The organism is Streptomyces sp. MnatMP-M17 (assembly GCF_900091995.1).
In the GTDB taxonomy this organism is placed as follows: Bacteria; Actinomycetota; Actinomycetes; order Streptomycetales; family Streptomycetaceae; genus Streptomyces.
On record NZ_FMDK01000362.1, the window covers coordinates 1 to 2,144 of the forward strand.

The window sequence follows — 2,144 nt, forward strand, 5'->3', positions numbered from 1 at the left end:
CGCAGCCGCCGACGGCTGCCGCCACGGCGGCTCCGGGGGCCAGGAGCCGGGACGCCTTCTTCGACAACGCCAAATATGTGGCGATCGTCCTGGTCGCCATCGCGCACGCGTGGGAGCCACTGCGAGGCGGCAGCCGTGCGGTCTCGGCGCTCTATATCGTCGTCTACACCTTCCACATGCCGGCGTTCATCATCATCTCCGGCCACTTCTCCCGGAGTTTCGACTTCCGGCCCGACCGCGTGCGCCGGCTGATCACGGGCGTCGCAGTCCCGTACATCGTCTTCGAGGTCGCCTACAGCCTCTTCCACCGCTGGGCCGCGGACGATCCGGACATGCCGGTCAGTCTGCTCGACCCGTGGTATCTGACCTGGTTCCTGCTCGCGCTGTTCGTCTGGCGGATGACGGCGCCCATCTGGCGGCTGGTCCGCTGGCCGCTGCCGCTCGCCCTGGCGATCGCCGCGCTGGCCACCACCTCACCGCAGATCGGCGACGACCTCGATCTTCAGCGGCTCCTTCAGTTCCTGCCGTTCTTCGTCCTCGGCATGGTGCTGAAGCGCGAGCACTTCCAGCTCGTCCGCCGCCGCGCGGTGCGGATCGCCGCCGTGCCGGTCTTCGCCCTCGCCGTCGTCTTCGCCTACTGGGCCGTCGTACGGATGAACATGGCGTGGTTCTTCCACCGTGACAGCGCGCAGGAACTGGGCGCGCCCTGGTGGACCGGCGTGCTGATGACCTTCGCGCTCTTCGGCTGCTCCCTTGTCCTGACCGCCTGCTTCTTCGCCTGGGTGCCCGGCCGGCGGCTCTGGGTCACGGCCCTGGGAGCCGGCACGCTCTGCGGCTATCTGCTGCACGGATTCCTCGCCAAGAGCGCGAGCATCTGGGGCTGGTACGACGCGGAGTGGCTGCACCGGCCCGTCGGCGCGGTCTTCATCTCGATCCTCGCCGCCGTGGTCGTCACCCTGCTCTGTACGCGACCGGTCCAACGGATCTTCCGGTTCGCCCTGGAGCCGGAGATGGCCTGGGCCTTCAAGAAGGAGCCCGCGAAGGAGCCATCCAAGAGCTGACGCCTCGGTCCGGTCCGGGGACGCCTGTGCGGGGCGGTGGCCAGGTGCGGCCACCGCCCTGTCGCGTACGACGTCTCAGCGTCTCAGCGGCACAGCGTTTCAGTCCGGCACCGCCGCCACGTGCCCGCGCCCTTACGATCTTGGTGTCACCGGCCATCCGGTCCCGGTGTCACCCGTCACCGTTGAGGAGCGCCGCTCATGGCCACCGATCCCACTTTCCAGAACGTCTCGTTCCCGAGCGCCGGAGCCACCGCGTACGGCTATCTCGCCATGCCACCCGCCGGACACGGTCCCGGCGTCATCGTCATCCAGGAGTGGTGGGGACTGACCGCTCATATCAAGGACGTCACCGACCGCTTCGCGCAGGCGGGCTTTGTCGCGCTCGCTCCCGATCTGTACGGCGGCCGGGTCGCCCACGACTCCGACGAGGCGCTGCGGATGATGTCCCAGCTGCCCACCGAGCGAGGCGTCGAACTGCTCTCCGGCGCGGTCGACCATCTACTTTCGCGGCCCGGGACGGACAGTGACACGGTCGGTGCCGTCGGTTTCTGCATGGGCGGCGGATTCGTTCTCCAGCTCGCCGCCGTCGACGAGCGGGTCTCCGCCGCCGTACCGTTCTATGGCGTCATCCAGGACGGCATGCCGGACTTCTCGCGTCTCAGGGCGGAGATCCTCGGCCACTACGGCGAGGACGACCACACCGTGCCGCCCGAGACGCTGGACCGGCTCCGGGCCACGATCGAGGCCGAGTCCGGCATCGTGCCGGACTTCAGGCTGTATCCGGGCGCGGGACACGCCTTCTTCAATGACACCCGGCCTCAGGTGTACCGCGCCAAGGAGGCGGAACTGGCGTGGGAGCGTACGATCGCCTTTCTCCGCGACCGGCTCGCTCCGTCCGCCGCCACCGGCTGAACGCCACCGGCTGAACGACGCCGATGGACCGCTGCCGACCGCGGTCGTCTCAGGAGAGAGCCGTTCCCTGCCACAGCAGCAGCGCGACATCGACGCCGGCGACCAGGATCGCCGCGAGGAAGGGCAGCCTCGGCCGGTGACGGCCCATCAGCGAGCCGCCGATCCCGGCGA

At 69.2% G+C, this 2,144-nt stretch carries 2 protein-coding genes; both read left to right on the top strand.

Features of this window, described 5'->3' with window-relative positions:
- Positions 1-1,061: acyltransferase family protein (locus GA0115259_RS16890; RefSeq protein WP_107469203.1), on the top strand; the 1,061-nt coding region annotated here is incomplete at its 5' end.
- Between the two features lie 198 nt (positions 1,062-1,259).
- On the top strand, positions 1,260-1,973 hold the full coding sequence (locus GA0115259_RS16895) for a dienelactone hydrolase family protein (RefSeq protein ID WP_093597352.1): 714 nt from the start codon (positions 1,260-1,262) through the stop codon (positions 1,971-1,973).
- The last annotated feature ends 171 nt before the right edge of the window (positions 1,974-2,144 follow it).

Bases quoted from the DNA above. Each gene is read 5' to 3' on its own strand.
- GA0115259_RS16895 (WP_093597352.1), top strand. From the start codon at position 1,260: ATGGCCACCGATCCCACTTTCCAGAACGTCTCGTTCCCGAGCGCCGGA.